26 protein-coding genes and 1 other annotated feature are annotated in these 24,593 nt (G+C 36.9%); of the genes, 20 read left to right on the forward strand and 6 right to left on the reverse strand.

All coding sequences use genetic code 11. The features are described 5' to 3' along the window. The first annotated feature begins 205 nt into the window (after positions 1-205). From MKX78_RS07820 to isdG, 12 genes are all read left to right on the forward strand, one after another. Positions 206-1,009: an alpha/beta fold hydrolase gene (locus MKX78_RS07820; protein WP_180316986.1), complete on the forward strand. Its 804-nt coding sequence runs from the start codon at positions 206-208 to the stop codon at positions 1,007-1,009. A 152-nt stretch (positions 1,010-1,161) separates the two neighbouring features. Then, entirely contained in the window at positions 1,162-1,938 is a 777-nt protein-coding gene (locus tag MKX78_RS07825; protein ID WP_307318708.1) for an enoyl-CoA hydratase-related protein, read from the forward strand. A 677-nt stretch (positions 1,939-2,615) separates the two neighbouring features. Then, positions 2,616-3,242, forward strand: a complete 627-nt coding sequence (locus MKX78_RS07830; RefSeq protein ID WP_157733747.1) for an NEAT domain-containing protein — start codon at positions 2,616-2,618, stop codon at positions 3,240-3,242. A gap of 2 nt (positions 3,243-3,244) precedes the next feature. Continuing rightward, the gene (locus MKX78_RS07835) at positions 3,245-4,948 is read left to right on the forward strand and encodes an NEAT domain-containing protein (RefSeq protein ID WP_341050413.1); all 1,704 of its coding nucleotides are present in this window, start codon (positions 3,245-3,247) and stop codon (positions 4,946-4,948) included. 60 nt (positions 4,949-5,008) lie between these two features. Continuing rightward, the gene (gene isdE / locus MKX78_RS07840; RefSeq protein ID WP_307318700.1) at positions 5,009-5,902 is read left to right on the forward strand and encodes a heme ABC transporter substrate-binding protein IsdE; all 894 of its coding nucleotides are present in this window, start codon (positions 5,009-5,011) and stop codon (positions 5,900-5,902) included. A 13-nt stretch (positions 5,903-5,915) separates the two neighbouring features. Next, positions 5,916-6,899, forward strand: a complete 984-nt coding sequence (locus tag MKX78_RS07845) for a FecCD family ABC transporter permease (protein WP_307318697.1) — start codon at positions 5,916-5,918, stop codon at positions 6,897-6,899. Next, positions 6,889-7,659 (forward strand): ABC transporter ATP-binding protein, encoded by a 771-nt coding sequence (locus MKX78_RS07850; RefSeq protein WP_307318695.1) that lies wholly within the window; start codon positions 6,889-6,891, stop codon positions 7,657-7,659. The genes MKX78_RS07845 and MKX78_RS07850 overlap by 11 nt, the downstream gene beginning before the upstream one ends. Before the next feature lie 2 nt (positions 7,660-7,661). Beyond that, positions 7,662-8,402, forward strand: a complete 741-nt coding sequence (srtB, locus tag MKX78_RS07855; RefSeq protein WP_307318692.1) for a class B sortase — start codon at positions 7,662-7,664, stop codon at positions 8,400-8,402. Positions 8,403-8,408: 6 nt separating this feature from the next. Then, positions 8,409-9,338 (forward strand): ABC transporter substrate-binding protein, encoded by a 930-nt coding sequence (locus tag MKX78_RS07860; RefSeq protein ID WP_307318690.1) that lies wholly within the window; start codon positions 8,409-8,411, stop codon positions 9,336-9,338. Between the two features lie 37 nt (positions 9,339-9,375). Continuing rightward, positions 9,376-10,341 (forward strand): FecCD family ABC transporter permease, encoded by a 966-nt coding sequence (locus tag MKX78_RS07865; protein ID WP_307318687.1) that lies wholly within the window; start codon positions 9,376-9,378, stop codon positions 10,339-10,341. Beyond that, entirely contained in the window at positions 10,338-11,102 is a 765-nt protein-coding gene (locus tag MKX78_RS07870) for an ABC transporter ATP-binding protein (protein ID WP_095369878.1), read from the forward strand. Before MKX78_RS07865 ends, MKX78_RS07870 begins: the two co-directional genes overlap by 4 nt. Positions 11,103-11,115: 13 nt before the next feature. After that, the gene (gene isdG, locus MKX78_RS07875; RefSeq protein ID WP_289433299.1) at positions 11,116-11,451 is read left to right on the forward strand and encodes a heme oxygenase; all 336 of its coding nucleotides are present in this window, start codon (positions 11,116-11,118) and stop codon (positions 11,449-11,451) included. A 239-nt stretch (positions 11,452-11,690) separates the two neighbouring features. On the opposite strand, the gene MKX78_RS07880 is transcribed toward isdG, so the two are convergent. Continuing rightward, the gene (locus MKX78_RS07880) at positions 11,691-11,990 is read right to left on the reverse strand and encodes a hypothetical protein (RefSeq protein WP_307318682.1); all 300 of its coding nucleotides are present in this window, start codon (positions 11,988-11,990) and stop codon (positions 11,691-11,693) included. Positions 11,991-13,331: 1,341 nt separating this feature from the next. Between MKX78_RS07880 and MKX78_RS07885 the strand changes: the two genes are divergently transcribed. Genes MKX78_RS07885 through MKX78_RS07895 form a run of 3 tightly spaced genes read left to right on the forward strand, consistent with a single transcriptional unit; the run spans position 13,332 to position 16,155 of the window. Beyond that, complete coding sequence (locus MKX78_RS07885) at positions 13,332-14,339, forward strand: ABC transporter substrate-binding protein (RefSeq protein ID WP_307318747.1); 1,008 nt, start codon at positions 13,332-13,334, stop codon at positions 14,337-14,339. Between the two features lie 46 nt (positions 14,340-14,385). Next, entirely contained in the window at positions 14,386-15,339 is a 954-nt protein-coding gene (locus MKX78_RS07890) for an ABC transporter permease (RefSeq protein WP_095369873.1), read from the forward strand. 21 nt (positions 15,340-15,360) lie between these two features. Next, complete coding sequence (locus MKX78_RS07895; protein ID WP_095369872.1) at positions 15,361-16,155, forward strand: ABC transporter ATP-binding protein; 795 nt, start codon at positions 15,361-15,363, stop codon at positions 16,153-16,155. A gap of 116 nt (positions 16,156-16,271) precedes the next feature. Here the strand turns inward: MKX78_RS07895 and MKX78_RS07900 are convergent, their stop codons facing one another. After that, positions 16,272-16,706 carry an RrF2 family transcriptional regulator gene (locus MKX78_RS07900; RefSeq protein WP_307317969.1) on the reverse strand — a complete coding sequence of 145 codons (435 nt, stop codon included), beginning with the start codon at positions 16,704-16,706 and terminating at the stop codon, positions 16,272-16,274. A 186-nt stretch (positions 16,707-16,892) separates the two neighbouring features. On the opposite strand from MKX78_RS07900, the gene MKX78_RS07905 reads away from it, so the two are divergent. Both MKX78_RS07905 and MKX78_RS07910 read left to right on the forward strand, forming a co-directional pair. Continuing rightward, on the forward strand, positions 16,893-17,348 hold the full coding sequence (locus MKX78_RS07905) for a cysteine dioxygenase (RefSeq protein ID WP_157733746.1): 456 nt from the start codon (positions 16,893-16,895) through the stop codon (positions 17,346-17,348). 2 nt (positions 17,349-17,350) lie between these two features. Beyond that, positions 17,351-18,763 (forward strand): 4-hydroxyphenylacetate 3-hydroxylase family protein, encoded by a 1,413-nt coding sequence (locus MKX78_RS07910; protein WP_341050421.1) that lies wholly within the window; start codon positions 17,351-17,353, stop codon positions 18,761-18,763. Between the two features lie 67 nt (positions 18,764-18,830). Here MKX78_RS07910 and tyrS read toward each other — a convergent pair whose 3' ends face one another. The 3 genes from tyrS to MKX78_RS07925 all read right to left on the reverse strand — a co-directional run bounded on the left by tyrS (position 18,831) and on the right by MKX78_RS07925 (position 21,475). Next, positions 18,831-20,078, reverse strand: coding sequence for a tyrosine--tRNA ligase (tyrS, locus tag MKX78_RS07915; RefSeq protein ID WP_307317971.1), 1,248 nt, complete (start codon positions 20,076-20,078; stop codon positions 18,831-18,833). A 39-nt stretch (positions 20,079-20,117) separates the two neighbouring features. Beyond that, positions 20,118-20,330 (reverse strand) — a binding site (T-box leader). A gap of 4 nt (positions 20,331-20,334) precedes the next feature. Next, positions 20,335-20,814: a MarR family winged helix-turn-helix transcriptional regulator gene (locus tag MKX78_RS07920; protein WP_095369867.1), complete on the reverse strand. Its 480-nt coding sequence runs from the start codon at positions 20,812-20,814 to the stop codon at positions 20,335-20,337. A 109-nt stretch (positions 20,815-20,923) separates the two neighbouring features. Next, the gene (locus MKX78_RS07925; protein ID WP_095369866.1) at positions 20,924-21,475 is read right to left on the reverse strand and encodes a helix-turn-helix domain-containing protein; all 552 of its coding nucleotides are present in this window, start codon (positions 21,473-21,475) and stop codon (positions 20,924-20,926) included. A 121-nt stretch (positions 21,476-21,596) separates the two neighbouring features. Between MKX78_RS07925 and MKX78_RS07930 the strand changes: the two genes are divergently transcribed. The 3 genes from MKX78_RS07930 to MKX78_RS07940 all read left to right on the forward strand — a co-directional run bounded on the left by MKX78_RS07930 (position 21,597) and on the right by MKX78_RS07940 (position 23,996). Further along, the gene (locus MKX78_RS07930; RefSeq protein WP_095369865.1) at positions 21,597-22,322 is read left to right on the forward strand and encodes an AzlC family ABC transporter permease; all 726 of its coding nucleotides are present in this window, start codon (positions 21,597-21,599) and stop codon (positions 22,320-22,322) included. Beyond that, entirely contained in the window at positions 22,312-22,620 is a 309-nt protein-coding gene (locus MKX78_RS07935) for an AzlD domain-containing protein (RefSeq protein ID WP_095369864.1), read from the forward strand. Before MKX78_RS07930 ends, MKX78_RS07935 begins: the two co-directional genes overlap by 11 nt. 101 nt (positions 22,621-22,721) lie before the next feature. After that, entirely contained in the window at positions 22,722-23,996 is a 1,275-nt protein-coding gene (locus tag MKX78_RS07940) for a M48 family metallopeptidase (protein ID WP_095369863.1), read from the forward strand. Positions 23,997-24,149: 153 nt separating this feature from the next. Here MKX78_RS07940 and MKX78_RS07945 read toward each other — a convergent pair whose 3' ends face one another. Further along, positions 24,150-24,386, reverse strand: a complete 237-nt coding sequence (locus tag MKX78_RS07945) for an IDEAL domain-containing protein (protein ID WP_095369862.1) — start codon at positions 24,384-24,386, stop codon at positions 24,150-24,152. Positions 24,387-24,593: the final 207 nt, after the last annotated feature.

Below are 24,593 nucleotides of genomic sequence, written 5' to 3' on the forward strand. Positions count from 1 at the left end.
GAAAATATATTTTTTGCCGAACAACTCCTGTTTGTTCGGCTCCTTTAATTGTTTGAAAAAACTTTGAGATACAATATTTTTATAAAATTTAGAGTTGTATAATAAATAAGAGAAGATAAATTTTAGCTATTGTTTTGCCACTACTTTTATAGATTGAGGCATAGATTATATTATTATTGAATTTTTTAAAATGGAGGTTGATGATGTGACAATAATGAAATTAAGTGACGGTACAAGTATTTATTTTGAAGATGTAGGTAATGGTGAACCAGTCATTTTTATTCATGGTGTATGGATGAGTGGTCGATTCTTTGAAAAGCAGATAGAATACTTTAAGACTGATTATCGTGTGTTAATACCAGATTTACGAGGACATGGTCAATCAGAAAAAATCCATCATGGCCATACCATTGCACAGTATGCCGAAGATATTAGACAATTTATCACAAATTTAAAACTAGAGAATGTGACCCTTGTTGGCTGGTCGATGGGGGCATTTGTCATATGGGAGTACTTAAAGTTATTTGGTGATAAACATATTAAATCGACAGTAATCGTAGATGAACTTGCCTCCGATTTTAAATGGCCTGATTTCTCAATAGGCGCCTTTGATATGGAGACTTTAACTAGTTTTATGAGAGAAGTGCAAAGAGACCAAAAAGCCTTTTTAAAAGGCTTCATTCCACTAATGTTTAAAAAAGAATTAAGTCTAAGCGAGCTAGATTGGATGCTTGAAGAAACGACAAGATTACCTGCTTCCGTTGCAAGTGCCATTCTGTTTGATCAATCAGTCGTTGATTATCGTAGCTCTCTACCCGATTACGACATTCCCACACTTCTATGCTTTGGTAAGGAAGAAAAGTTGATACCAGTAGCGGCAGGCAAGCATCTTTTAAATGCTTTACCGAATGCAAAGCTGCATATATTTGAGGAAAGTTGTCATTGCCCTTTTCTAGAGGAAACTGATGTTTTTAACAAAATCGTAGATAACTATATTAAAGGTTTATAAAGAAGGTAACTAGCTTTTCTTCATAGGGAAGGCTAGTTTTTCCTATGTAATTTTTTAAGGTGAATGGCTTTGTTTTATATTTGAAAGGGTTTTCATGATTTAGTGGCGAATATTGTTATGAATATTTTTTAAAAAAGAAAAGGAGCTAGAGTATGGAACAAATTCAATTAGATATCAACGATTATATTGCTACAATAAAATTAAATCGTCCTGATGCGTTAAACGCATTTAATTATGAAACGTTAATTGAGTTACAACAGCAAGTAGAAAATGTTCGAGCAAACCCAGAGGTGAGAGTAGTTATTTTAACTGGGACGGGCAATCGTGCATTTAGTGTTGGTGCAGACCTAAAAGAAAGAAGAAATCTTACCGATGAGGAAGTAAGGCGAAACCTATATAAAATGGGGGACGTTTTTAATATGATTGCAGAGTTGCCTCAGCCGACGATTGCAGCTATTAATGGTTTTGCGTTTGGTGGCGGTTTAGAGCTTGCTCTATGTTGTGATTTTAGATTTGCGGCGGATGTTGCTAAGGTAGGCTTAACTGAAACAGGTCTAGCTATTATTCCTGGAGCAGGAGGGACGCAGAGGCTTCCTCGCTTAATTGGTGAAACAAAAGCAATGGAATTAATACTAACAGCGAAGAGGTTATCAGCCATAGAAGCACAGCAATACGGTATCGTAAATGAGGTATGTAATGAAGATATATTGTTAGATACAGTCATACAATTTGCGAGTAAAATGCTTAATAATGGCCCAATCGCACTTAAACAAGCAAAGTTTGCTGTTAAACAAGGAATGAATACTGACTTACATACAGGATTACATATTGAAAGAAAAGCTTATGAAGTGTTACTACCAACAAAAGACAGAGTGGAAGCATTACAAGCCTTCGCAGAGAAAAGAAAGCCGAATTTCCAAGGAAACTAACTGTTTAAAAAACCCTTTAACCACTATTTGTTCATTAGTTGTTAAAGGTTTTTTTGTGGAGATAATAACAGCTGTAAAAAAACTAAATATATTTACTTCAGTACCAGAAGGAGAACCTAGCATACACCATATAAAACAATACCTTCATTTTGTTGTAAAGCGCGCAAAAGGAATTTTGTCGCATCACTCACGGAAATGAGAGCTGGGCAAAATCATGCGTAACGCTTTAGACCCGGAATAGGAAAATAAATCTAAGAAAATAGGAAGAAGTATATGGGAAAGTCACAAATAAGATACTTGCTATCTATAAAAGGTGAGTATGTTTTAGCTTAGTAATCAAGTAGATAGTAATGTGCTTCTTGACAAAGTAGGGTAGTATTCATTCGACCAAAATATAGACCAATATTTGGTGTTGAACGAAAGAAGTGAAAAAAATGTTAAATATTTGCGAAAAAACAATTGACTATGATAATCATTATCAACTACAATTACGTTGTAACGGTTATCATCCTAATTACCTAGTCCATAAAGGGGAAGGAGGCATATTATTTTTTTGTATAAAGTTGAGAATGATAATCAATTAAATTCCTATGGCTTATTGTATAAGGGTGAAGATAAGTTTTTTTATTTCAATATAATTGAGAATGATAATCAATTATATAGAGGAGGGTATATTTTTGTTAGTCAAAAAGTTTTCGGCTCTACTTTTATCAGTAATTGTATTCTTAGTCATTACTCCAGCCCTACATACGTCAGCTGCACTAACTGATGGTACATATTCTGTGTCGTACTCAGTTATTAAACCAGATAGTGGCTCAGCATCCATGGCAGATGGGTATTTTGCTAAGCCAGCAAAAGTAAAAGTAGAAGGTGGCAAAATAACGGTCCAATTAACAACAACGAGCAGCATGATTAAAGATTTCCAAGTTGAATCAAAAAATGTATCTGTGCTATCAACTAGCGGTGAAAATGAAACAGTTCAGTTTACAGTAAATAGTATTTCTCAACCTGTAAATGCAAAAATTCATGTCGTTGCAGATGCCTCTTATGATCACTGGTATTCTATTAGACTGTCTTTTGATGAAGCGAATGCAAAGTTAATTGAGGCGGCAACGAATAATCAAGAAACAGCACCTGCTTCATCTGGTGGTGAAGAAGATAATAATACCAGCGGACAGAATCAAGAACAAGAAGTTGTAGCTAATCCAGAGACTGGAGACAATGTTCAACTTTATGTTCTACTAGCTATCGGTGCAGCTTTATTTATTTTATTCACTTATCAAAAACAAATGAAAAGGGGTTAAATATGAAACGCTTATTAAGAGTAACAGTTGCACTATTTGTCCTTGCCTTAGCTGTTTTACAAAATGCCTCACCAATAAAAGTAAATGCTGCGCAAGATTTAGCAAATGGGAAGTATACCATTAATTATCAAATTTTATATAATGGTCAGCCTAATGCAAGCTGGAATAGCTTTTTTGAAAATCCTGCATCATTAATAGCAAAAGATGGAGCATTAAGCATCACGATAAAAATTAATGGTGCCAACCAAGTAATGCAAAAGATACAAACAGAGTCCAATGGTACCTATCAAGATGCCCAAGTTGTAAGTGAAGACCAGGCCTCAAGAGTATATCAATTTCCTATTGATGGACTGAATCAATCAACAAATGTGAAATTATTCATGTCTTACGGAACCCATACCATTCAACTTTCTTTTGATGAAAATTCAATTACTACTGTTGAATTAGATCAACCTGAAGAACCAAATCCAGAAGAGCCAAGCACGGAAGAGCCGGGAACTGAGGAGCCAGGAACGGAAGAGCCAGGCACAGAAGAGCCGGGAACTGAGGAGCCAGGCACAGAAGAGCCGGGAGCTGAGGAGCCAGGCACAGAAGAACCGGGAACTGAAGAGCCAGGAAATGAAGAGTTAGCAGATGGTCAATATACAATCAAATATCAAGTGTTATATGATGGGCAACCAGCACCTGCAAATTGGGCAGGATTTTTCCAAAGCCCAGCGACGTTAACGATTGCAAAGGGTGTTCCTTATATTTCTTTCAACTTAGGGGCAAGTCATGTAATTACTAATCTTCAATCAGAATTAAATGATGTTTTTGAAGATGTAGAAGTAGTAAGTGAGAACGCTGCAGAACAAACAAAACTAGTTAAATTCCAAATAGCAGATGTGAACCAATTGACTAATTTACGTATGGTTATGTCTTATGGTAGTACTCATGATGTAGCACTTGAGTATGATGTAGACAGCATCCAACCAATTGGAAATGATCCAGGAACTGAAGAACCTGGAGGAGAGAATCCGGGAACTGAAGAACCAGGCACAGAAGAACCAGGTGATAATGAGCCAGCACCAAATGATGATGTGTTAGCAGATGGTGAGTATCCATTACCATTATCTATTCTTGGTGTAGATTCTGATACGGAATCTGCATTTGCGAAATATTTTGCGGATGAAGCTTTATTAACTGTAAATGACGGTGAGTATTCCCTGCAATTTACACAAGTGACGGGGCTTGATACGTTAGGAACAATTGAATTTGATATTGCTGGTGAAAAGGTAGCTTTAGAAGAAATAAGTAGAGACGAAGAAGCTGAAGAACGTGTATTATCAGTTGATATCGAAGCAATCCAAGAAACATATGTAGCTGCTATTGAAGCCATTGGTGCACCACATCTTTATCCTGTTCGATTTGTGTTAGATGTATCGAGCTTGGATGTTGAAATTGACGATGATGGTAATGGTCAAACACCCCCTCCAATCACTCCTGGGGAAGATAAGGGTAGCGGAAGTGGAAATAACAATGATAGTCATTTGCCATTTGACCGTAATGATAATCAAGAACAACCAAAAGATAATCAAAAAAATGTAACCAATGTAAAAACAGGTGATTCATTAAATTATCTTCAAGTAGGCATTTATGCAGCATTACTTCTTTTGTCTGGATTCTATTTATTTAGAAAATACAGATTAAAAGGAATGGGTATGTAAGGAATTTAGTAATAAACTGCTGTTCGCATTTTGAACAGCAGTCCCATTTGGAGGTTTCTTATGAAAAGAATTCAACTAACATTTTGCATCATGCTATTATTTTTCATTGCTGGGTGTGCAGGCGGACAGACTGCAGGTGAAGAGAAGGAAGCGAAAGATGAAGGTCAAACAGAAGAGGAAAAAGTAAGAATTGTTGCAACAACTACTGCTATAGCAGAAGTGATGAACGAACTGGAGCTGGATTTAGTCGGAATACCTACCACTTCATTTCCACTACCTGAACGATATCAAGATGTTGTCGAGGTTGGAAATCCTATGAAGCCTGATATGGAGGTCATTAAAACATTAAATGCTGATAAGGTTTTATCAGTGACTACATTAGAATATGACTTGAAGGACTCGTTTGTAAATGCAGGAATTGAAACAGAATTTCTCAACTTTCAAAGTGTAGAAAGTATGATCACAACAATCAAGGAATTAGGAGGTACATATCATCGTGAAGCTCAAGCAGAAGCTCTATCTCAAAACGTTGAAAGTAAAATTGAAGAGGTACAAGAAAAAACCGCACAATATCAATCTCCAAAAGTACTAATCTTACTCGGGATTCCTGGAAGCTACTTAGTGGCAACAGAAAACTCTTATGTAGGTAATTTAGTGAAGGTTGCTGGTGGTGAGAACGCAATTACTGGCTTTAACGAAGAATATATATCAGCAAATACAGAGTATTTACATGAAGCAGATGCTGATGTCATTTTGCGATTATCACATGGGATGCCCGATGAAGTAGTTGAAATGTTTAATAGTGAGTTCAAAGACAATAATATTTGGCAACATTTTAATGCAGTTAAAAATAATCGCGTATACGATCTGAGGGAACCTTTATTTGCCACAACCGCTAATTTGAATGTAACAAACGCACTTGATGAGCTTGTAGACATACTATACGTAGATTAAAAGGAAGAAGCTTATGAATAAAAAAAATTTCTATTTTGTAATAGTAACCATTCTTTTGTTAGTAGTGACGGGCTTTTCTGTTTTAAGTGGAAGTGTATCTGTCACGATCAAAGAATTAATAATGGACCTGTTTTATGGAGGAAATGAGGAAGTAGCTGTCATTCGCGATTTACGCTATCCCCGCATTATCGTTGCAATGTTTGCTGGTGCCGCCCTATCAGTAGCGGGAGTGTTGTTTCAGTCGGTAATGAGGAATCCATTAGCTGATGCAGGCGTCATTGGGATTTCTGCCGGGGCGAGCTTCTTTTCTTTGTTTGGTATGTTGTTTCTTCCGGGCTTATATATAAGTGGGCCGTTATTTGCTTTCATTGGGGGAAGTATCGCTTGTTTTCTCGTTTATTCTATGAGCTGGAAATCAGGATTAAGTCCTTTACGTATTATCTTAACGGGTATTGCTGTTAGCGCAATGTTTACAGGATTAAGAGAAGCACTCTTAATGATCTGCAGTTATTTCAATATCGCCCTCGGTCCATCTAATAGCTCTACGTTAACAATGAAAACATGGGCAGAGGTTGAAATCATTGTCATGTATGGCATTCTTGGTCTCGTGCTAGCATTCTTAGTCAGTCCATGGTGTAATCTATTGGCATTGCAAGATAAAAAGGCTAAGAATTTAGGTATGAATGTCAATGTCTCAAGAATAATGATATCAGCCATCGCTGTACTTTTAGCTGCAGTTGCAACGTCTGTTGCCGGAGTCATTGTATTTGTTGGCTTACTCGTTCCTCATATTGCTAGGCAATTAATCGGTACGGATCATAAACGATTAATCCCATTTTCTGCTATTGCAGGTGCATTATTAATTTTGACGGCTGATACACTAGGTCGTACGCTAATCGCTCCACTAGAGATACCAGCTTCGACGATTATGGCTGTCATCGGTGGGCCGTTCTTAATATTTCTATTAAGAAAGAGTGATAAAATTTATGGAATTTAAATCCATTCAATTTTCATACGATAAGGAAAAACAAATATTAAAAGACAATACTGGGGTTTTTCCAGCAGGGAAAATCTCTACCATTATAGGGCCTAACGGGTCCGGTAAATCAACGCTATTATCATTATTAGCAAGAGATGAAAAGTTGACAGCTGGATCGATAATGATCGATGGCAAACAAATACACCACTTTAAAGCAAAGGAGTTCGCAAAGTTAGTAGGAACAGTCTACCAGCAAAATGAAGCGCCGATAGATTTAACAGTAGAGAAGCTCATTGCTTTTGGTAGATTACCATATAAGCGAGCCTTTCAAAAGTTGTCCTTAGAGGATGAGGAAGTCATCGATTGGGCAATTTCATTAACCAAGCTTGAAGACAAACGAGAGCGGCAGTTGAATCAATTATCTGGCGGAGAACGGCAAAGAGTTTGGATAGCGATGGCGTTAGCGCAGAAAACAAAAATGCTTTTCCTTGATGAGCCAACAACGTATTTGGATATGTATTATCAGTTGGAATTATTAGAGCTGATTCAATTACTTAACCGAGAATACGGTTTAACGATTGTGATGGTTCTTCATGATATTAATCAGGCAGTACGCTATTCTGATCAGCTTATTGTCATGTGTGATGGTGAAATTGTTGCATCTGGTCTGCCCCAAGAAATCGTCAACGAATCCTTAATTAAAGATATATATGGCGTAGATGTTTGTGTAGAGCATAATATTCGTACGGGACTGTATTTAGTTCCTTTAGGAACATGACAATGAAAATGCTCAAAACATTAGTTAACCTTTTGGCTATTGGTGTTTTCCTCTATGCTGGTTCACAACTTTTTCTCATTTTTTATGACTATTATGAGAACAGGCAAAACATGAATAATGTGCAAGAGATTTATCGGGCAGATGAACATGAGCCAAATACGCAAACAACGGGATTAAGAGCGCAGTTTGAACCATTAAAAGAATTAAATGAAGATATTATAGGCTGGATTACGGTTGACGATACAGCGATTGATTATCCGATATTACAAACACGGGATAATGACTACTATTTAACAAGAAATTACTTGCGAGAAGAAACTAGAGCTGGAAGTATCTTCATGGATTATCGCAATAATATCAGCGATGAGGAGGATCTTAATACGGTCATATATGGACATCGAATGAAGGATGGTACAATGTTCGCTGGTTTGAAGAAGTATTTGGATTCATCTTTCTTTAATAAGCACCCAGTCATCTATTACGATACGCTTTATCAAGGCTATGATTTGGAAGTTTTCTCTGTTTATCAAACGAAGACTGATTTTTATTATATTGATACAGATTTTTCATCTGACAAAGAATATGGCGACTTTATTCATTCGCTAAAGGAAAAGTCTGTACATGAGACAGATGTGCAAATAACAGGAAATGATAGAATTGTCACCCTTTCAACTTGTGATTACTCTTTAGATCGAACAGAAGGAAGGCTAGTTGTCCATGCGAAGTTAGTAGAAAGGGGATAAAAAGTGATGAGAAAATGGTTAGGCGCTTTTTTGCTTGGCACATCCATTAGTTTAGTAGGCTGTGGTGTACAAGATATAGAACATGCGGTCTCCTCTTCAGTAGAATCGTCATATACAATAGAAGATTTTGCTGGTAGGGAAATCGGTTTTGTTGAGGAGCCGACTAAAATAGCCGCATTAAGCAATGGTGATGTCGATATTATTTATTCATTGGGAGAGAAGGTAGTTGGCAGACCGAATGCCGATACTTGGATTAAAGAAGCCGAGGGAGAACAACAAATTGGCTCCACACATGAAGTTAATTTAGAGAGAATAGCATTACTGAAACCTGACGTAATATTAGCCAATCGAACGTTGAATGAAAAAGATGTACCTTCATTGGAATCATTAGGAGCAGAAGTAATTTTAACAGAAGCTAATTCAATTGAAGACATAATGAATCAAATTTCACTTTATGGATCGATGTTAGATAAAGAAGAAGAGGCGAAGAGTGTAAGGTCAGATCTAGAAACGAAGTTAAAAGAGGTAGAACAGCCATCGACTGCAGCTCGCGTTTTACTTGTTTATGGTGCGCCAGGAACATATATGGCCGCTCTACCGAATTCCTTAAGTGGGGATATCCTAACACATGCAGGCGGTGAGAATATTGCTGCAGATTATCAAGCGTTAGAGAGTTTCCCACAATATGCGCAAATCAATACAGAGAGAATTATTGAAGCAAATCCTGACTTTGTCATGTTAATGACCCACGGGAATCCCGAAGAGGTGAGGGATGGGTTTATAAAAGAAATGCAACAAAATGCAGCTTGGAACTCTATTGAAGCTGTGAAAAACGGCAGAATTGAAGTGTTACCTGCTGACCTATTTGGTACAAATCCTGGCACAAGGGTTGTGGAAGCAGTCAGTTTTCTCTCAGAGAAGTTGAAAGTGAAGTGAACCATCATTGAATGTAGTAAAAAATAGGAAAGTCGTGTTGACTTTCGTGGTCCTAATTGTCCTTACACTACTATCTATCTATGCAGGTATTTCCTTCGGAGCTATTTCCATACCGTTAGTTGAAATCCTCCAAGCTTTTCAAGGAAATGGGGTGGAAATGTATCAGACGATTATATTCGATTTACGTTTACCAAGGGTACTAGTTGCTTTACTAGTGGGCGCATGTCTTGCTGCCTCGGGGGCTTTGTTGCAAGGTGTGATGAAAAATCCATTGGCAGACCCGGGGATTATTGGTGTTTCTGCTGGTGGCGGTTTACTTGCTGTCATAACGATGCTCGTTTTTCCTGCTTACAGCTATTTATTGCCGGCAGGTGCATTTATTGGCGCATTTCTAACAACGATACTCATCTATTTACTAGCATGGGAAAAAGGCGCTTCTCCAGTGAAAATTATTCTGGCAGGTGTAGCAATGAATGCCCTTTTAGGTGCGTTAATGAATGGTGTTATGGTCATATATAGTGACCGAGTGCAAGCTGTTCTCTCGTGGTTATCTGGTGGCTTAAATGGGCGCAGTTGGTATCATCTTGAATTCATGTTGCCATATGCAGTTATTGGTGTACTGCTTTCTTTTTTTGCTATTAAGAAAGCGAATCTTATGCTTTTAGGTGACGAAACAATAAAACTACTTGGTCAAAATGTAGAGTGGGCAAGATTGCAAATGATATTGTTGGCCTCTTTTTTAGCAGGAACCGCGGTCAGTGTTGGAGGGTTAATTGGTTTTGTTGGTCTAGTCGTACCTCATATGATTCGATTAATTATTGGTGAAGATTATCGCTATCTTTTACCATTTTCAATCCTAGGTGGAGCTAGTTTAGTAGCTTTTGCCGATACTGTAGCAAGAACATTGTTTGACCCAATTGAGTTACCTGTTGGGATATTGCTCGCTTGCATAGGTGCACCATTCTTTCTTTATTTATTAAGGAAGAGGAGGGTTTCTGCATGATAGATTTGCAGCAAGTCGCGTATAAGCAAGGGAATTTTCAATTAAAAGATATCCATCTGACATTTCCAACAGGGCAAATTACAGGGATTGTCGGACCGAACGGATCGGGTAAATCGACACTATTAAAATTGGTAGCGAAACTTATATCCGCTAACCGAGGAGATATTCTTATAAATCATGAGAGTATCAATAACTATACAAGAAAGAATTTAGCGAAAGAGTTAGCTATGCTCGTTCAGCTAAAGGAGGGGATGCCGGGGTTCTCAGTGCGACAAATGGTTGCGTATGGAAGAACACCTTATCAAAAAATGATGAAAAGTGAGAACGTAGAAGACAATGAAATCATTGACTGGGCAATGAAGGTAACTGGTATTACTCATATGAGCGATCGTCTTGTGCAAACATTATCGGGAGGAGAACAGCAACGTGTCCGCATTGCGATGGCACTTGCTCAAAAAACGAATATTTTGCTCTTGGATGAACCGACGACTTACTTGGATATCGGACACCAAATTGAACTGATGTCATTGCTAAAAGAACTGAATCAACAGTTTAAAATGACCATTGTCATGGTACTTCATGAGCTCCAATATGCAGCGATGTATTGTGATTCAATGGTAGTTCTGCAAGGAGGGGAAATTGTCGCAACCGGTCTCCCCAAGGAAATCCTAAATGCAGAATTACTTAAAAAAGTATATAAACTTGATGCTGATGTAATATTTGATGGTAAAGTGCCATTAATTAAACCAAATCAATTTTAAGGGGGAACCTGAGATGTATATTGTAACAAATACTGTTCACCTTCAACCAGGAAATGCTGATATGTTTGTTGAGAGATTTAATCGAGAAGGTAAGGTAGAAACGATGCCGGGCTTCGTTGGTTTAGAAGTGATGTTAACGGAAAATACGAAAGACTATGAAGAAATAACTATTGTTACAAGATGGGAAGATCCAACAGGCTTTAAAGGCTGGATGAAAAGTCGAGAATTTAAAGATGCCCATGCCCATAGAGGCGGAATCCCCGAATTTATTATAAAAAACAAAACGACTTATTATCAAGTAAAGTTACGTCGCAAGCCAAGGATAGAGACAGAAAGCTCTGTCGGGTAAATGTACTTAGTTCCTTACAAAAAGATTGTAAAGACATCCTATTTGGGGGGTGTCTTTTTCTGAATGTTGAAATAATCAAGAGAGTTAAATTTCCATTCACTGAGTATAGACAATAAGCGTTTAAAGGGGGTCAACCTGACTTAGAAATACATGTTTCTTCATAAAATACCTTAGTGTTCTGGGGGCATTATAATAAATATGAATGGTAATCTGTACATTATTTGAGCCCCTCTTTCTTCTTACTTGTCTACGACCAGGATGGTAAAAGCATAAGTGATCGTTCCTTCCTTCCAATGAGCAATAAGGTGATAATAATAGATCCCTGCTTTTGATGGTGAGGTTATTGTGATTGTCTCTTTTGTCATATCTTTTGAGGTTATCATTTCATCATCTGTCCATTGTTCAATGGTGAAAGTATGATAGCTGGGTTTACATTTAAATTCAATGTAAATATCTTCATTAGGGGAAACGATTGTTGGCTTATGGACTTTGGCCATTTCTATATGTGATGAGTAGACAACATCTACACATTTCCCCACTATTGAGACTATGCCAACAATAAGAACATTGAGTAGAAGGTATTTTATCTTTACCTACTGTAATGATAGGTACTGGTGGAGTAGAGTTTCTAAAAAAAATAAGAATACTTGTTAGAACCAAAATGATAAAAACTAGACCTCCAAAAAAACCACTTCAAATAAATCCCCTCTAATAATACTTTTTTCATTAGACGACCCAATTCGTATTTCGTTACAGCCAACGACATTTCTTTGTAACTCTTTCGTAGTTTCTAGAAATTAAAATAGAATGAGTAGATTTAAGGAGAAAAAAACGTAAAAAAATTATGCAATTTATTGGCAATTAGTTTATTATGAGTATGTAAGGTATTTGACCCTGTACCAAAAGAATCAGTACTAGCAGCTGGTTATAGTATTAGTGGATCATACGGCAGGAGAACTTACCTTATATGTGCCATCATCTTATGAAGGGAGTGATTAAGTTCCGTTAATGGTGATGTTGCATGACTGCACGCAAGCTGTTAGTCAATTTGCGACATGTTAAAATGAATGCGCTTTCATAAGGGGTTTTCTCGTTTTATATCCTAATAAAAGTGCTTCTGCTAATAACAATACTTGTTGGAATTGGTTTGAAGAGAGAAAAAATATAAGACTACTGAAAATGAGGTTCTTTTGCTCAAGGTAACTATTCAAAAGTTTTTGTAGGGAGCTCGTTGCTGATGGGGGAGGGGGGAGTAACAATAAAAGTGGTTGGCAAGTGGATGTATAAAGGCACGTATCGAGGCATCATTTCATTGGATACAACGAGTGTACAAGAAGGTTACCACATAGCGAAACCCCAGGTGTGCCTTAAGCAATTGACAGAGGGGTGTACCATACCATAGCTTAGATTAGATTTAAAAGTAGGGATATTGGATTATGCCATGAATTAATATACAACTGTTACGGCGTCTTATATAGGACAAGCTACTATCCAACAAGATTCCTACGTAGATTATTCCAAGCAGTTATTAACTGTAGAAGATTACTACAGAAAAAGTACAACTTCGCTTAAAAGCGAACGCACGGCAGGATTCAATGCAAACGATGTAGAATGGTATGTTGGGAAAAGGGTATCCATTAGCTGATCATTTTTATTCAATAGTGGTAGTAATATACATTAAATTAATTGAAAATTTATAATAATTAATTATATATTAATTGTAGTTCCAATTTCATGGAATTCATTCTATTTTTTAGTGTCAGATAACATGAATTTTTGGAAAATAATAAAAAGTTCTTGTCTCCTTAGTATTATATGTATATAATTTAATGAACCAAAGCACCAAAGCATAAAAGCGATAAAGTAAAGGGGATGAATGAATAGTGAAAAAGAAAAATAGGTGGAAAACATTATCGACAGCTGGATTATTAAGTGCATTAATATTGGCAGGATGCGGAAACTCTGAAGAAACAACGAATGAGGCAAGTGGAGAAAGCGGTGATAAAAGCTATCAAGTCGGTATCACGCAAATCGCTGAACATCCAAGTTTAGATGCAGCATCTGTTGGCTTTCAACAAGCATTGAAGGATGAGGGATTAGAAGTAGAATTTGATACACAAGTTGCACAAGGGGATCAAAATAATAATCAATCGATTGCGAACAACTTTGTAAGTGATCAGGTGGATTTAATCTTTGCTAACTCTACACCAAGTGCACTAGGTGCATTAAATGCTACAAAGGATATTCCGATTGTGTTTACTTCTGTAACAGATGCTGTTGGTGGCGGACTTGTTGATTCTATGGAAGCACCTGGCGGAAATATTACAGGCACATTAGATAATCACCCAGATGCCATACCGAATACAGTAGAATTCATAAACAAATATTTTGATATTGAAACAATTGGCGTTGTGTATAATTCGGGTGAAGCCAACTCTGTATCGCAAATTGAGACAGTGAAAGAAGTTATAGAAGGAACAGGATTGAAATTAGCTGAAGCAACTGTTTCAACATCAGCTGAAGTAAAACAAGCTACAGAATCATTAGTCGGTAAAGCAGATGTCCTTTATATCATTACAGATAATACAGTAGTAACAGCTCTAGAGTCAGTCGTTCAAGTGGCAACAGATAAGAAAATTCCACTTTTTGTTGGTGAATTAGATTCTGTCGCTCGTGGCGGATTTGCTGCATACGGGTTTGATTATAATGATATCGGTTATGAAGCAGGTGTGATGGCAGCAGAAATATTAAAAGGTGAGAAAGAAGCAGGCGAAATGGATGTACAATATCCACAAAATCTAAAGCTTGTTATAAATAAGGAAGCGGCTGAAGCAATGGGTGTTGAACTAAATCCTGAATGGGAAGAATCTGCGGAATTTATTGAATAATGACAGGTATCTTAATCAGCACGACAGATGAAAGGGAGAGAGCATAATGCCTTCAGCAATATTTGGCTCCATTGAAGCAGGTGCAATTTATGCATTAATGGCGTTAGGTGTATATTTATCTTTTAGAGTATTAGATTTTCCTGATTTAACTGTTGATGGTAGTTTCGTCACTGGTGGAGCAGTTGCTGCCGTTTTAATTGTAGGAGGAACGAATCCATTCTTAGCAACAATTTTAGCATTCGTTGCCGGTTTCCTAGCTGGCAGCGTGACAGGATTACTTCACACAAAAGGAAAGATCAATCCTTTATTATCAGGGATTATCATGATGATTGCTTTGTACTCTATTAATCTACGCATTATGGGTAAGTCGAATATCCCACTATTATCAGAGGAAACCGTCATTACAAAACTAACTGATTTTTGGCAAGGATTAGGTTTAGATAACGCCTTAGCTTTCATTGGCTTTGTGCCAAAAACATGGGCAATCTTAATTCTCATGCTGATATTGGCTCTTTTTGTCAAAGTAATTATTGATTGGTTCTTGAAAACTGATATTGGTCTGGCCATTCGAGCAACAGGTAATAATGAAACGATGATTCGTAGCTTTTCAGCGAATACAGATACATTAAAAATATTAGGTCTAGGGCTATCTAACGGTTTGGTAGCTTTATCAGGTGGCTTAGTGGCACAATACAATGGTTTCAGTGATGTCGGCATGGGTATAGGCATGATTGTTATTGGGCTTGCTTCTGTTATTATCGGCGAAGCGATTTTTGGTGCAAAAACAATTGTTCGAGCAACATTAGCTGTTATCGGTGGGGCGATTCTGTATCGAATTATTGTTACATTAGCGCTACGCGTGGAGTTCTTAGAAACGGGAGATATGAAATTAATTACGGCATTGATTGTCGTCTTCGCGCTTGTACTACCGAAGATTCTTGAGAAGCAAAAAGAGAGACAACGAAAGAAAAAACGAATGCTTCAAGCAGGAATGGAATAAGTAGAAGAGAGGGGTGACGACATGCTTGAATTAAATCAGATTCATAAAATCTTCAATGAAGGCACACCAGATGAGAAGATTGCACTAACACAGATGAATCTCGATCTTCATCAAGGCGATTTTATGACGGTCATTGGTAGTAATGGTGCAGGAAAATCGACTTTAATGAACATTATCTCAGGGAAGTTAATACCGGATGTCGGTCAAATAATTATTGATAGAAAAAATGTATCGAATGTAAAGGAAAATAAACGGGCACGTCTAATAGGGCGCGTATTCCAAGACCCAATGGCAGGGACTGCACCTGCAATGACGATCGAAGAGAACTTAGCCATTGCCTACACAAGAACGAGATCACGCGGCTTGCATATAGGCGTTTCGAAGAAAAGAAAATTGTTTTTTCAAGAAAAATTAGAGATGCTTCATTTAGGTTTGGAAAACAGACTGCAAGCAAAAGTAGGTTTATTATCAGGTGGTGAGAGGCAGGCATTGTCTCTTTTGATGGCAACCTTCACAGAACCTAAAATCCTTTTATTGGATGAGCATACGGCTGCTTTAGATCCATCCCGGGCAGAATTGATTACGAATTTAACGAAAGAAATTGTTGCTAAATACCAATTAACGACATTAATGGTAACTCATAATATGCAGCAAGCGATCGATCTAGGAAATCGGTTAATTATGATGGATAAAGGCCAGATTATTTTTTCTGCGGATGAGAAGCAAAAATCGCAGCTTACGGTTGAAAAATTATTAAATGAATTTCAACAAATTCGTGGTGAAAAAATGAACAGTGACCGTGCAATACTTGCATAAATGAAGATTTTAGTGTGAGAAAGAGTCCGTTAGTGGACTCTTTTTTTTGTGGTGGGGACTTGATTTTTGTTCTATCAATAGATTGTTTATAAATACGATAGCAGGGTGATTTCTATTTAATGATTTTGTCTTGGTGAAGGAATGTTGCGGTTGATCAAATCTTGTAATGAAACTTGATCTAAGATAAAGGCAATTTCTTCACGCAATAGTGCCCATAGTGGCTGAAGCACACACCCTTGATCTTCTAATGGACAATATTCATAAGCGGTGATACTGACACAACTCATCGGTGCAAGTGGACCTTCTAGTTGACGAATGACCTCTCCTATATTAATCTCATGACTTTCTTTCTTTAACATATAGCCCCCGTAGACACCTCGTTTACTTTTTACATAACCATGGCTTTTTAAAAGAAGTAGAATTTGTTCCAAATATTGAACAGGTACTAATGTTTGAGCTGAAATGTCTTTGATGGTTATAACAGTTCCTTCATTATTCCCGAGAACAATTAATGAACGCAGCGCATATTCACCTTTACTCGATATTTTCAAAAGTTCGGCCTCCTGTTAAACATCTTATAAAAGGGTATTAGTGCTTTCATAGAATTATAACCTAGGCTTCTACTCATTTTCTTGCATTCTAATCACGAAAGTACAAGCTTGTCATATTGTATTTTAGAAAGTTGAGAAAGTCGATCAACTATTCATAGAATTGCATGTAAAGGAGCGATTTACACCGTGACATTTCAAGAAAAAGTTCGCCAAGTTTTACAAGAAAAAGAAGTGCCTTTAGATAAGGCGATTCGTTCATTAAATATTTGTTCAAAAGAGTTGGAGCCTTATATTACACAACCGCAAGGGATGTTAGAGTATGGGAGAAACGTCATTTATCGCAATCAGCAGGTTGAGGTCATTGTTGTTTATCTTCCGCCATTTGCTAAAACGCTTGTCCATGATCATGGTTTTTCAAAAGGAGAAGTTTATGTTGTTCAGGGAAGCTTACTTAATCTCATTTATCATAAAGATTTATCGGTTAATAAAATTGAGTCATATAAGGCAGATGAGTCTTTTCATGTACAAGGGGATACCATTCATCTCATGTTTAATCCCACACCATTCGAGGTCATTAGTTTTCATGTGTATTCACCGCCATTAGCACATAATCAGACTTATCCTGCTGAAGGGAGAGAATAAGCTTGTTTATAGAAAGCTTAAAGGATGGCAGAAATGTGTGGTTGAACGGTAAAAGAATTGATATTACCGAAGATACAAATTTTAGAGGTACGTTGACGACGATTGAATCCTTGTTTTCGCAATTAACGAACCCAAAGTTACAGCCATTAATCGGTTATTTTGATGATGATTTACAGCAATGGGTGCATAAGGCTTTTTATTTGCCAAGAAATATCACTGAATTACAGGAAAGGCGCACGGCTTTTGAGGCATGGGCGAAAGATACGAACGGCATGATGAGTCGACTTTCCGATTATGCCCGTTCGCGAGTGGCAGGCTGGTATGCAAATAGAGAAGCGTATCGTGAATTAGATCCGCATTTCCCAGGAAAAATAGAGGCTTATTATCATATAGCCAAAAGAGAAAATCGTTTCATTGCCATTGTTCAAAGAGATCCGCAAATCAACCGGAGTGCTAATGAGTATTATAATACGAAAAAGTTAGGTTTATTGAGAATAACAAAAAAGACAAACGAAGGCGTATATATTAATGGGGCTAAGATGATTGGCACTTCCGCACCTTATGCCCATGATATTATTGTTTATCCCTTAGCACCTTTAGATGAGGCGAAGAACGATTTAGCGCATATGCTGATTGTGCCCGCAAATGCTAAGGGCTTGCATATGGTTTGTCGTGAGTCTTTTGCAGAAGCGTCGCAAGTTGAACATTCCCTTAGTGCACAATACGATGAAATGGATGCGGTCCTGATTTTCGATGATGTCTTTGTTCCGTGGGAGAGAGTTTTACTGCATGATAACCCTATTGCTTTAGCTCAGTTAAAAGTTGATTCTATTTCTAATAGCTTAGCGTATCATCAAGCCATTGTGCGCTTGCAAACGAAGTTATCTTTTATGGCAGCAGTAGCAAATGCCATGGCACATGTGATTGGAGCAGATGGCTATTTACATGTACAAGAAAAGCTAGGGGAACTTATTATCCAAATTCGCACAATTGAAGGGTTAATCATTGCCGCTGAACAAAATGGAAAGTTGGAGAAAGACATTTATATTCCAGATTTTAATTATATTCAAACAGCGAGAGTACTGGGGACGAAATATTATCCCAATGCAGTTGAAATCATTCAATTAATAGGTGCTGGCGGCTTGATACAATTACCTTCGTCCATGGCCGATCTATCAGGTCAAATCAGTCAGTTGACACAACAGTATTATAAAGGGAAGAATGCTACTGCAGAAGAAAGGACGAAGCTATTTAAATTAGCTTGGGATTTAATAGGTTCACCTTTTGGTTCTCGTCATGAATTATACGAGCGCTTTTATTCTGGGGATCCGATGCTGCAAACAGCAGATATGTGGCGGAAATATGATAAAAAAGAGTGGACGAGACAGCTAGCTCCCTTTTGGAAAAACTGTTAGTAGAAGAAGCCTAAACATTGAAATAGCCACCTGATAAAAGGTGACTATTTTTAAATTACCTCACAACCTAATTCTTTAACAATAATTTCATGAATTTTCTTTTACCTACTGAAACAATCATATTATGGCTAATCGTAGTCGTTTCCATATCAGTGATGATTTTTTTACCATCTATTTTAATTGCGCCACCAGCAATCATTCTTTTAGCCTCGGATTTTGAAGGCAGTAAGCCTGTATCTACTAACAATTGCACAATGGTGATAGAAGTTGGGCCAGTCCATGTCATTGTCGGCAGTTCTTCAGGTACTTCTCCTTTTTGGAAAATCGTAATAAATTGTTGTTCTGCTTTTTCAGCTGCCTCTTCATCATGGTACATTTGTACAATTAGCTTTGCTAATTGCATCTTTACATTACGTGGATGGAGGGTTCGCTTATCTAGCCCTTCTTCTATCTCAGTTATTTCTTCAGGTGTAAGTGGAGTAATAAGTGTAAAGTACTTCACCATGAGTTCATCCGGAATGGACATCGCTTTCCCGTACATTTCGTTTGCTGGTTCATTAATACCGATATAATTATTCTTCGATTTTGACATTTTCTCAACGCCATCTAACCCTTCAAGTAGTGGCATCAACAGCGCAATTTGCTTAGGTTTCCCAAATTTCTCTTGAAAGTGCCTACCCATAAGGACATTAAAGTGTTGATCAGTGCCTCCTAACTCAATACCACATTCAAGCACAACAGAATCGTATCCTTGCATGACTGGGTAGAAGAATTCGTGTAAAGAAATCGGCTTCCCGAAGGCAATTCTTTCTTCAAAGTCATCACGTTCCATTAAGCGGGCAATGGTAATTTTACCTGCTAATTGAATGACTTCATCAAACTTAAGTTGAGAGAGCCATGTTGAATTATAATGTAATTCAACTTTTTCCATATCGAGTACTTTACCAAATTGCTCAAAGTAAGTTTGGGCGTTATGCTTCACTTCTTCATCGGTTAATGGTTTTCTAGCGATGGACTTACCTGTCGGATCACCAATCTTACCAGTAAAATCCCCAATTAATAATTGAATCGTATGACCATTATCTTGAAATTGCTTTAATTTCTTTAAAACAACCGTATGACCTAAATGAACGTCAGGAGCTGAAGGGTCTAAGCCAAGCTTTATCTTTAAAGGTTTATTTAATAAAATAGATTTTGCTAACTTTTCTTCTAATTCTTCAGTGGGTATTATTTCTTGCACACCTTGTTTGTATAACTTTAATTGTCTCTGTAACTCTTTTAATTGCTGTTCTGATAATTTTTCTTTCACAATTATTCACATCCTTAAAAAATAATAAAAATCCACATCCCTGATAAAAGGGACGTGGATTTCACGCGTTACCACCCTAATTGAGAAGTATAATACTTCTCCACCTCAACATTTAACGAACGTAGCCGTTCATTGCAAGTAGCAATGAAAGTTCAAGAAGTTGTAATTCGCTTCATCCTTTATACCGACTCTCAGTCATTTGTCGGCTCTCTGTGATAGGGAGGAGGTTGCTACTAAGACTTCTATCATCACTTTTTCTTTATTAAAATTTATTGTCTTTAATGAGCCGGTAAAGGGTTGCAGCTAATTGCTTTTGATCGTCCGTTTTTAACCCTTTAACAATGGAGATTTCTCCCTCATGAAATTCGGGATAAAGCTCTTCAATGACGTCTCTACCCTTAGGTGTAATCACAACAAAAGTGTTTCGGCGATCTCTTGGGTCGGTTTCCCTTCTGCAAAATGACTTATTCTCTAATGTACGCATAATATTACTGATTGTTGCTTTTGATACACCTGCAGAAAGGGCAAGCTCTTTTGTTTCCATTTTTCCATATATCCATAAATCATAAAGAATCGAAAAGGAAGTCCAAGAGATTTTATGCTTGGCTAACACTTCTTGCTCTAGCTTATTTTTAATGCCTTGGCCAATGCGATATAGGCTAGTGACTACGGCTATTGCATTTGGCTCTATCGTTGTTTTTTTACTTATCTTTTGAATGACCGTTGACTCTTCAGGATGCAAATAGCCATCTTCGTCTAATTGGTGAATAGGATCACCCCTCTTTTATTTTCAGAATCATTAGCTATGAAATGATTCTACAAAAAAAGAAACAGAATTGCAACCCTTAAACTTAAGGGTAATACAAAACTGTTTGATAAATAATCATATCTTCCCCAATATTGCGATACGTATGTGCTTTGTTGGCGGAGAAACGGATGGAATTACCTGGTTGAATGGTGTATTGTTGTTCATTAATTTCAAGTTGTAGTGTACCAGTAATCACCGTTACATACTCTTCAACACCTTCATTATGTTTTTCTGATAGATGTTCATAACCTGTCTCAATCTCGACAGTAAAAATTTCAAACTTTTTCCTTGGGTCAAATGGGAAGACCGGATATACGCGATATTTCCCACTATACTCCATAATGGGGCTTATATCATGGCGATTAACCACATGAATAGGAGACTGCTGTTCCTTAATTAAAGATGAGAAGGAAACTTGTAATCCTGTGGCAATCTTCCATAATGTTGTCACTGTTGGGTTGGATTCACCACGTTCTATTTGCCCAAGCATCGCTTTACTTACATTAGTTAAGTTTGCTGTAGTATCTAGACTTAAACCTCGTGCTTTACGTAGATTTTTTAAGTTAACACCGATATTTTTTTGAATATTATCCATAATTCCTCCGAAAATGATTGTTTATTATAACGTACGAATGTATAATATATTGTACAAATAACTAATCAGTTTATTTATTCAATATTATACTATTTTTTGGGATGAAGGGTAGGGAGAAATCTTGGCGGAGCTATTGTTACAAACAAGAGAAGTACCATTTCGAAAAGGGGTGCAGGCTGGTGTAAGTATTGCGATTGGTTATGCCCCCGTTGCACTTACGTTTGGCTTATTAGCAAAGACAACAGGTTTATCTTTTATAGAGACTGTACTTATGAGTATGATTGTTTTTGCAGGTGCATCACAATATATGGCACTTAGCTTAATTAGTTTAGGGACGAGTACTTTCGAAATTATTTTTACAACTTTTATTGTTAATATTCGCCATTTTCTGATGAGTACAGCGCTTAATGAAAAAGCCGAAGATGACAGACTAATGAAAAAGGCACTCTATTCATTCGGCATTACAGATGAATCTTTTTCAGTTATTGCTACAAAAGATGGCGTGCAAAAAACTGGTTTTATTTTAGGTGTGAATATCATTGGGTATATGAGCTGGGTTACCTTTACTGCTCTTGGGTTCGTCGTTGGTGCAAACTTGCCACAAGTGTTACAAGAAAGCATGACAGTTGCGCTATATGCAATGTTTATTGGTCTACTTGTCCCTTCGATGAAAGGCAGTGCTAAAGTTGTTTACCTTGCTGCTATTGCTGCCGGATTAAACACTATTTTTACCTTTACCGGTGCACTTTCAACAGGATGGTCAATTGTTATAGCAACTTTAATTTCTTCCGTTCTTGTTGAGGTTATAGAAGGAATGAAGAGGGAGGATCGGCAAAATGAGCAATGAAGTACTTTGGTTAATTATTGGCATGGGTCTTGTTACATATCTTCCAAGGGTTGCGCCATTTTTACTTTTTAAAGGAAAGGAACTGCCTATATTTGTGCAATCTGTTCTGAAAAATGTTCCTTATGCGACTCTCGGTGCTCTTATTTTTCCTGGGGTTTTGCTTATTGGAGAAAGCATCTGGTACGGCTTACTTGGTGCAGCGATTGCGTTTATTGTTGCTTATATTGGCGCGAATGTAGTCTTTGTTGTCCTTAGTGCTATTATTGTTTTGTCAGGTTACTCCTTATTCATCAGTTAGTTATTTCTTTCCTCTTTTTTGCAGTTCTAAATATGGAAAAGTATACTAAACTAAGTATGAAGGGTTGTACTTTTTTCATTGAGATTAAAGGAGGGAACAAATTGGCAAGAAAAATTGGTCTTTATGGCATTCTTGGCTACTTTTTATATGGTTTATTCTTTTATTGGTATTTATTCCATTTTGCAAATACAGATTTACCATTCGAGTATCAAGGTACAGTTGCTGATCCTGCCACTTTTTTAAATGGTAGAGAACTTGTATTAACTGAGGAATATTCAAAAATACGTAATTTACTATTTTTCTTGTCTACACCTTTTGAATGGATGTTTTACTTATCAATTCTTTTATTGGGGTTATCTGGTGCATTTAAAAAATGGGCTGAGCAATCTTCTAAATTCAAATTTGTGCAAACGTCTATTTATGTTGCTTGGTTGTCACTATTCGCTTTTATCGCTACGACACCACTCAGTTATATCAGTTATCATTTTTCAAAGCAGTACAATATTTCTACGCAAAGCTTTGCTAGCTGGATGAAAGATGAACTTATAGACTTTTGGGTGAACTTTGGCATGATGGTGCTTATCGTTTATGTATTGTATCTGCTTATTAATAAAAGCAGGAAGCGGTGGTGGCTATATGCTTGGATGTTAACCGTTCCTTTTTCATTGTTTTTAATGTTCCTTCAACCAGTGGTCATTGATCCGTTATATAATGATTTCTCTCCTTTAAAGAATAAGGAATTAGAGAGTAAAATATTGGCGCTTGCTCATGAAGCAAACATCCCAGCTGACCATGTGTTTGAAGTTGATATGGCGGAGAAAACGAATGCTTTGAACGCTTATGTTACTGGTATTGGATCAAATTCCCGGATTGTTCTCTGGGATACAACATTAAATAGATTAGATGATGACGGTATTTTATTTATTATGGCACATGAAATGGCGCACTATGTTGAGAAGCATATATATATTGGCATAGGCGGATATTTATTATTATCTTTAGTTGGATTGTATTTAACTTATCGCATAATGGAATGGGCGGTAACGAAGTATGGAGATGCATTGAAGATTCCAGCAGTAAATGATATCCGTTCATTACCATTATTTCTTATAATTATTTCCATGCTTCTGTTCATTTCTAGTCCGTTGTCCAATTTAGTTTCACGCTATCAAGAAACAAGAGCGGATCATTATGCAGTTGAATTAACAAAAGATCCAGAAGCGGGGATCGAAACTTTTCAAGAGCTTACCAAAGCTGGTCTTAGTCAAGTGAATCCACCATTACTTGTGAAGGTATTTCGCTATGGACATCCGACAATGTTGGATCGAATCATTGACTTAGAAGAATATCAAATAAAACATCGAGACGATGAATAGATAAAAAAGAGGTACCATTTTGTGCACACAGCCTTTTGCATTTGCAACGGGGGGTGTGTATATTTTGTTTTTTTAATTTTTTCCCTTCCTTACCTTGATTCCCAGTATAATTCAAAAATAAAAAATCCCCCATTGGTGGTGGAGGATAATAGGTTACGAGCCATATTCTTTTTGCAGTTGAATATATTCATTTGATAGTGTAATGAACATTTTTTTATTTTTGCAGTCTAATGCTTTATCTAATTTCACTTTTACAGCTTGCAGTTTTCTGTTTAGGATAGCGTCGCTAATGACCATGTCGACATATAAGTCTAAAACAAATGCTTCTTTCTTTCTTTTGCGTTTCATGGCGCTTGCTTTCATTAATTCGGCGTATGATTTTTCTTTCATAAAAATCACCCCAATGGCTTTTTATTAGTATATGTAAAGAATTGTATTTATTCAACTTATTTTTGAATTTTTAAAAAATTAAATATATTATTTTCAAATAAATTGTCAATTAAATAGGAAAAAAGACTGGTTATCATCTTCTCTTTCTGGTAAAATAGAGCTAATTTTAAAAATATTTAGTTTATTTTTCAAAAAAAGTAAAGGGGT

Origin of the sequence: Cytobacillus sp. FSL R5-0569, assembly GCF_038007265.1 — a bacterium.
GTDB lineage: Bacteria > Bacillota > Bacilli > Bacillales > Cytobacillaceae > Cytobacillus > Cytobacillus kochii.

Excerpts from the sequence above, each read along its gene's own strand:
- MKX78_RS07870 (WP_095369878.1), top strand. The coding sequence starts at position 10,338 with ATGATAGATTTGCAGCAAGTCGCGTATAAGCAAGGGAATTTTCAATTA.
- MKX78_RS07825 (WP_307318708.1), top strand. The coding sequence starts at position 1,162 with ATGGAACAAATTCAATTAGATATCAACGATTATATTGCTACAATAAAA.
- MKX78_RS07835 (WP_341050413.1), top strand. The coding sequence starts at position 3,245 with ATGAAACGCTTATTAAGAGTAACAGTTGCACTATTTGTCCTTGCCTTA.
- MKX78_RS07925 (WP_095369866.1), bottom strand. The coding sequence starts at position 21,475 with ATGGATAATATTCAAAAAAATATCGGTGTTAACTTAAAAAATCTACGT.
- MKX78_RS07845 (WP_307318697.1), top strand. The coding sequence starts at position 5,916 with ATGAATAAAAAAAATTTCTATTTTGTAATAGTAACCATTCTTTTGTTA.
- MKX78_RS07860 (WP_307318690.1), top strand. The coding sequence starts at position 8,409 with ATGAGAAAATGGTTAGGCGCTTTTTTGCTTGGCACATCCATTAGTTTA.
- MKX78_RS07945 (WP_095369862.1), bottom strand. The coding sequence starts at position 24,386 with ATGAAAGAAAAATCATACGCCGAATTAATGAAAGCAAGCGCCATGAAA.
- MKX78_RS07935 (WP_095369864.1), top strand. The coding sequence starts at position 22,312 with ATGAGCAATGAAGTACTTTGGTTAATTATTGGCATGGGTCTTGTTACA.
- MKX78_RS07850 (WP_307318695.1), top strand. The coding sequence starts at position 6,889 with ATGGAATTTAAATCCATTCAATTTTCATACGATAAGGAAAAACAAATA.
- isdG (WP_289433299.1), top strand. The coding sequence starts at position 11,116 with ATGTATATTGTAACAAATACTGTTCACCTTCAACCAGGAAATGCTGAT.
- MKX78_RS07890 (WP_095369873.1), top strand. The coding sequence starts at position 14,386 with ATGCCTTCAGCAATATTTGGCTCCATTGAAGCAGGTGCAATTTATGCA.
- isdE (WP_307318700.1), top strand. The coding sequence starts at position 5,009 with ATGAAAAGAATTCAACTAACATTTTGCATCATGCTATTATTTTTCATT.
- srtB (WP_307318692.1), top strand. The coding sequence starts at position 7,662 with ATGAAAATGCTCAAAACATTAGTTAACCTTTTGGCTATTGGTGTTTTC.
- MKX78_RS07895 (WP_095369872.1), top strand. The coding sequence starts at position 15,361 with ATGCTTGAATTAAATCAGATTCATAAAATCTTCAATGAAGGCACACCA.